Genomic DNA, 6,516 nt, shown 5'->3' on the forward strand with positions numbered 1-6,516 from the left:
CCTATAACTCATTCTGAAATACTAAAGATTTATAAAGAAATCGATCAGTTTACACATAAAGGAATTCAGGGACATGCACTGATTATTGGTGGAAGTTATGGGAAAATTGGCTCTATTATTTTAGCTTCAAAGGCTTGTTTAAAGACTGGTTGCGGATTGGTAACCGTTTTTATTCCTAAATGCGGATATACCAGTATACAAACTTCAAATCCTGAGGTTATGGTTTTAACAGATCTAGAGGAAGAAGTGATATCAGATATTGATTTTGATTTTAAACCACAAGCTGTTGGTATAGGTCCTGGATTAGGTCAATCGGATAAATCACATAATGCTTTACAACTGTTTTTGAAAACGTATAAAATCCCCATGGTTATTGATGCTGATGCCTTGAATATTATTTCAAAGTTTAAAAAATTATTGATCCATCTAGCACCCAAAACAATCATTACTCCACACCCAAAAGAATTACAGTCATTGATTGGTAGTTGGATTTCCGAAAAAGACAAGCTAAATAAAAGTATTTCTTTCTCTAAAGAACATCAAATTATTATTGTGATGAAAGGCGCTCCTACACGTGTTATTGATGGAGACACCATTTATGAGAATACCACAGGAAATGCTGCCCTTGCTACAGCTGGAAGTGGAGATGTATTAACAGGGATGATTACTAGTTTATTAGCACAGTCATATTGTCCTCTTCATGCAGCTTTGATAGGTGTTTATCTTCATGGTTTAACGGCCGATATAGCTTTGCCAGAAACAGGTTATCAGTCTTTCATAGCTTCAGATATTATTGCCCACATTGGCAAAGCTTTTTTGAGTTTAGAAAAGGAACACAAAATAAATTGAGACAGTAAATTCATTTCTTAATTTGTAAGTTTGCACCATAGCAAAATTGCTTTATCCAATTCAATTATGGAAAAACAACCATATCTTAGAACCGTAAATGTTACGCGATACATCACACCCTTGCGGGAAGGCGGTTCTTTACCCGCTCTTGCTGAAGCCGATGATGATTTTAAATATGTTTTAAAGTTTAAAGGAGCAGGCCATGGCGTAAAAGCTTTGATTGCAGAATTGATAGGGGGTGAGATTGCTAGAGTTTTGAACTTAAAAATGCCCGAATTAGTATTTGCAAATCTAGACGAAGCTTTTGGGCGTAGTGAAGCTGATGAAGAAATTCAAGATTTATTACAAGGTAGTCAAGGACTTAATTTAGCCTTGCATTATTTATCTAGAGCTATTAATTTTGATCCTGTAGTAACTGCGGTTGACGCTAAACTAGCTTCACAAATTGTTTGGTTAGATGCTTTTATTACTAATGTGGATAGAACATTTAGGAATACCAATATGCTCATTTGGCATAAAGAGTTATGGCTAATTGATCATGGAGCAAGTTTTTATTTTCATCACTCTTGGAGCAATTGGGAGAAACATGCAAAAAGTCCTTTTGCCTTGATAAAAGATCATGTTTTGTTGCCTCAGGCTTCTTTATTACAAGAGACAAATATTGAATTCAAATCTATTCTAACAACAGATGTTATTAGAAACATTGTTAATCTTATACCTGATGCTTGGCTCCAATGGGAAGAAAATCAAGAACAGCCAGAAGCCATTAGGGAAGTTTATTTTCAATTTTTAAGTACTCGTTTAGATCATTCCGAAATTTTTATAACAGAAGCACAAAATGCAAGAGCAACACTTATATGAGTATGCCGTTATTCGTGTTGTGCCTAGGGTAGAGCGCGAAGAATTCCTTAATGTTGGGGTTATTCTTTTTTGTAAAAGAGCAAAATTTATAAAAGTTTTATTCGAAATTAATGAGGGTAAACTCCGTCTTTTTTCGAATGACTTGGATGTAGAACAATTGACATTAAATGTTCAAGCTTTTGCAAAAGTAGCTCATGGCGAAAAAGATGCTGGGCCAATAGGACAATTTGATCTCCCTTCACGATTTCGATGGTTAACGGCGCTGCGTAGTTCAGCCATTCAAACTTCTAGGCCACATCCAGGATTATGTGACAATTTAGACCATACAACTCAACGCCTTTTTGAAGACTTAGTGTTGTAGCACCAGAGTATCCAAAAATACCCTTTCGAATTATTTTATTCAAAAGGGTATTTACATTTTAAAGTGTTTCGGCTATGTTTATAGCTTTGCTAAGTACCATAAATTCTAAAGGTTCATTAGCAATAGGAATATGTACATCACTTGACGGAAACGGTTCTCTCGCACCAGTGTCTTCATAACCATTACGCAGGTACCAAGCAATTAATTCTTCACGTACCGTAATTACGGTCATGACAATTTTTGGCAAACCTAGTTCCAAAGCATGAATTTCAGCTTGCTGCAATAATTTTTTTCCAACACCTCCATTTTGCAAATGTGGTGCAACGGTCAACATGCCTAAGTATAAGTGCTCGGTTTTGTCAACTAGTAAAACGCAACCTACAATTTCGTTATTATTACTAAATTTTAGTAGTGTATTTTTTGTATTTAAAATGGTTTCTTTTAATTCAGTCTCTGTGGTACGCAATCCTTCCAGAATGTTAGCCTCGGTGGTCCAACCTTTCTTGGAGGTTTCTCCGCGATAGGCTGAATTAATCAATTGATTTAATGCTGTAAGGTCTTCAAGTGTAGCTTTGGTAATCATAAAGGACTGTTTTTTTAGTTTTCAAAGGTAGAAAAAACCATTTCACTATTACAATAAATTTGTTTCTTTTCAAGGGAACTATAATTGCGTTTATTCAGAAAATTTAATATTTATCCTTTAATTAATTACTATTATTTTGCTAACAAAGATGAGGCTAATGAGCAATTTTAATTTATATAAAACTTTTGTTTTTGTGAATTATCTGCATAAAGTTAGTTGATTTACAATGCAATAAAATTGACTTTTTGTAAATAGTAAAGGTGGAAGATCTTAAAGTGTTGGCTTTTGTAAATAAGATTAGCTTTTGCAGATGGATATTCTTATTCTTCAATTGTTTATCGTAACTTAAATTCTAAACTTTTAGTCCTTTTTAAAATTTATAATTGGTATTGCGGTCTTTTTTCAAGAACTCAAGTACTGGTTTTAAACTTTCGATGGGACTTTCCTCCATGGGAGTATGACCTGTGTTTTGTATTGTTACCAGTGAATTATTAGGCAAATCTCTATGAAACTTCGTGGCATTTTCTAACGGAATTAATAAATCTTGAGAACCCCAAAGTATCAGTGTAGGCTGCTTAATTGTTTTGATCTTCTCATAAGCTAGGGTGTCTTTTTCTATCGTAAAACGGTCAACAAATGCCTGACGATTGCCTTCTCTCAAGGTTAGTTCATAGTAACGATCAACTAAAGGCTGAGTCACTTTCGATTTGTCAAAATAAATATTTTCGACACTTGCTTTTACTATAAAACGCGGCGTAATATAAGTTAGAATTTTGTTTAGAACAGGAGTTTGGCCAATTTTAAAAGCAACTGGTACACTCTTAGAAATTTGCCTGTATCCTGTAGCATCTATTAAAATCAATTTTTCAACCATTTCAGTTTGAGTAATTGCATAGTTCCAAGCGATTTCTCCTCCTAAAGAATTACCAGCCAAAATGCATTGCTTAACTTTTAAAGTATCTAAAAAGGTTTTGATAAATTCAGTGTAATGTTGAATCGAATAATTGCGATCAGGAAATGGTCCGGTTAAGCCATAGGCAGGCAAATCCATTCGGATCACTCGATTGGTCAATTTTAAACGATTCGCCCACGCATCAAAGGTATGTAAACTAGATGCCGTGCCATGAATAAGCACAATAGGGATACTATCCTGTTGATTGCCTTCATCACGATAATGAACATTCATTCCATCAATTGAAATAAAGGAAGAAGCCTTATTCGTATACTTTGTTTTTAAGTCTATAAATGGAATATCACGATGACCAAAAAATAGCAGGATGGCAATAATAAGGATGGCTAAAAAGCCCCCAATAATTTTTATAAACTTAATTAAGTATTTCATTGACCTCCACTGATTGATTGATGATATTTTCTTCCGATTTTTTGAAAGGAATTTGATGCATCGCATGTTCTGCAATTGCTGTGATAGATAAAGATGGATTTACCCCTGGATTTGCTGAAATCATTGAACCATCTATGATATATAGATTTTTGTATCCAAAAACTTTATTGTTTTTATCAATTACACCTTCACTAGCATTTGATCCCATCACTGCACCACCTAATATGTGAGCTGTTGAAGGAATTCCCGCGATAGTTTCTACTGCAAAAGAAGTGCTGACACCATTTACAGCCTCACTGTATTCTTTGATTAATTGAACAGACTCTGGAATAAAAGGAGATGGTCTTTTACCTTTACTAACGGTTGAATTCATGAATCCAAAAAAGTTGATTTTCAGTTTCAATGTACTGTCTAAAGTTTGCATAAAAAGCAGTACTACCGTTTTTTTTGCCCAATTGTTTTTCAAATAAATTGTAAAATAATTTGCTGGGGACTTTACTAAAGCACCAATAACTTTAGCAATGCGAACAAAAGCGTTACTGCCTGTTACATATGGAAAGTGAATTAATTTCCACGCATTTGAACCTTCAGAATAGCGGCAAATTTCTAGGTGACTGTTCTCATCTGTATCTAAAATACTTCCGATGGCAACTCCTTTTGAAAAGTTCTTCTCTTTGTCTAGCGTGGAAACACTAACAAGAGTTTCATTATTAGTTCTAATGTCTTCCCCTAATCGATCTGAAATATTGGGTAAAGATTTTGTCTTGAGTTGCAGTAGTAATTTAATAGTTCCTAGCACACCACCAGAAAAAATGACTCCTTTACTTTTAATGGTACTTTTTTTTGTGAAAAACTGTGTACTTGTTTTTATGGAAACTTCGTAGCCATGGGTGCCATCTGAAGTATTGATTGGTTTAACATCATAGACTTCCTGCTCCGCCATAATAACCGCTTCATAATGTTGTGCGAGGTATAAATAATTTTTGTCAAGGGTGTTTTTAGAATTGTTTCTGCAGCCTGTCATGCAAGCACCGCAAAAATTGCAACCTGTTCTTTCAGGTCCTATTCCGTCAAAATAGGGGTCTTTTTTAGTAACGTTTTCTACTCCAAAATAAACGGCAACATTTGTAGCATCAAATTTATCTTCCATACCCAATTTCTGGGCTACTTTTTGCAATCCAAGATCACCATCAAATAATTTAGGATTTTTAGCAGTGCCAAGCATTTTAAGTGCCTCTTGATAAAAAGGCGCAAGTTCATTTTCCCAATCGTTCAAGGTACTCCAGCTTCCAGTTTTAAAAAAGGTAGATTTTGGAATGGGTAGTGTATTGGCGTAGACCAAAGAACCTCCACCAACACCTGTTCCCGAGAGAACAGCGACATGTTTAAAAATGGTAAGTTTCATAATACCAAAGAAACGGAGACTTGGCAACCAAAGCCATTTTTTAAAATTCCAGTTGGTTTTGGGAAAATCCCCTGCTCGGAACCATTTTCCTTTTTCGATTACGACTACTTTATACCCTTTTTTTGATAGTCGCAAGGCACTCACAGAACCACCAAAACCACTACCTACAATAACATAATCGTATTCCATTGTATCTGTTTGATTATAATTTACCGCAAAGTTTGGATCGATGCTTTTGTAATTTTGTTTTTCTCAAATGTATAAAATGTTTTAATCTTAATAGAATAGTGTTATCAGTAATTTGTTGACTTTGTAAAATATATTTGGCTGTACTGATGTGGTTACCAAACTCAAAAAATGATATTCACCTTTTAAGGCAACGGTCATTATTGGTTATAATAGCCTATAGATTACTAAAATAATTCATTTTTATGTTAACGTAAATTGAGGTCTTAAAAAAAGCTTATTCATGTTATTTTATTTAATCCATCCAACTTTTTTTTTCCAAAGATTGATTTCTATTTCTCTTTCAAAAAGGTTTTTTGGGACTGTTTGATTTTCATTTTCTGCTTGTTGTCTTATTTTTTGTGTTTGTTCTTCTAAAGTATTTAAACCAATTTTTAATCTTCGAATATTAACCATCGATAAATCATCGCACATATTTGGACTTAAGACACCATTTGTGTCCCAATCAAATTGAGTACCAAATAATTGAGGTTTTCCCTCCAATACCGCTATTCTATCTGATAAACGAGCCAAATTTTCTTCGTAATTTTTATTTTCAACTATACCGTTCTCTAAAATTTTCAAACATTTTTTCATGAATTCAGGTTCACTAATAGCATGTTGTATAATTAGCCAAGCAGATTCACTTGCTTCAATTCCAACTTTTTCAATAGTAGGAAAACCCACTTCATCAATAATCGCATTGAGTTTTTTTGCATTGCTAATGTGAAGATTTTCCATTTCAAGATCATAACTATGAGAGAGCTTTTTTTCCTCAATCAATTTTTGTCTTAATTCTAAATCCTTATTTTTTAATTTGATTATTTCATTTGCAACTTTAGAATAATTCATTTTATTGGAAAAATTTTCGGTTTTAAAAATAGCTATTC

7 protein-coding genes are annotated in these 6,516 nt (G+C 33.8%); 3 read left to right on the forward strand and 4 right to left on the reverse strand.

Annotated elements, in window-relative coordinates:
• Positions 1–3: 3 nt before the first annotated feature.
• From FPG59_RS12650 to FPG59_RS12660, 3 genes are all read left to right on the forward strand, one after another.
• Positions 4–849: an NAD(P)H-hydrate dehydratase gene (locus FPG59_RS12650; RefSeq protein ID WP_086454957.1), complete on the forward strand. Its 846-nt coding sequence runs from the start codon at positions 4–6 to the stop codon at positions 847–849.
• Between the two features lie 66 nt (positions 850–915).
• Positions 916–1,710, forward strand: coding sequence for a HipA family kinase (locus tag FPG59_RS12655; RefSeq protein WP_086454952.1), 795 nt, complete (start codon positions 916–918; stop codon positions 1,708–1,710).
• Entirely contained in the window at positions 1,688–2,071 is a 384-nt protein-coding gene (locus FPG59_RS12660) for a DUF3037 domain-containing protein (RefSeq protein ID WP_086454953.1), read from the forward strand. Before FPG59_RS12655 ends, FPG59_RS12660 begins: the two co-directional genes overlap by 23 nt.
• Before the next feature lie 58 nt (positions 2,072–2,129).
• On the opposite strand, the gene FPG59_RS12665 is transcribed toward FPG59_RS12660, so the two are convergent.
• From FPG59_RS12665 to FPG59_RS12680, 4 genes are all read right to left on the reverse strand, one after another.
• Positions 2,130–2,654, reverse strand: a complete 525-nt coding sequence (locus FPG59_RS12665; RefSeq protein WP_086454954.1) for a GNAT family N-acetyltransferase — start codon at positions 2,652–2,654, stop codon at positions 2,130–2,132.
• A gap of 370 nt (positions 2,655–3,024) precedes the next feature.
• Complete coding sequence (locus tag FPG59_RS12670) at positions 3,025–3,996, reverse strand: alpha/beta fold hydrolase (protein ID WP_254906702.1); 972 nt, start codon at positions 3,994–3,996, stop codon at positions 3,025–3,027.
• Entirely contained in the window at positions 3,980–5,590 is a 1,611-nt protein-coding gene (locus tag FPG59_RS12675; protein ID WP_086454956.1) for a GMC oxidoreductase, read from the reverse strand. Before FPG59_RS12675 ends, FPG59_RS12670 begins: the two co-directional genes overlap by 17 nt.
• Positions 5,591–5,878: 288 nt before the next feature.
• Positions 5,879–6,516, reverse strand: a 638-nt coding sequence (locus FPG59_RS12680) for a DUF6624 domain-containing protein (RefSeq protein WP_254906703.1), incomplete at its 5' end; no start/stop codon positions are given.

The sequence above is a fragment of the Flavobacterium sp. FPG59 genome, from assembly GCF_002150205.1.
GTDB lineage: Bacteria > Bacteroidota > Bacteroidia > Flavobacteriales > Flavobacteriaceae > Flavobacterium.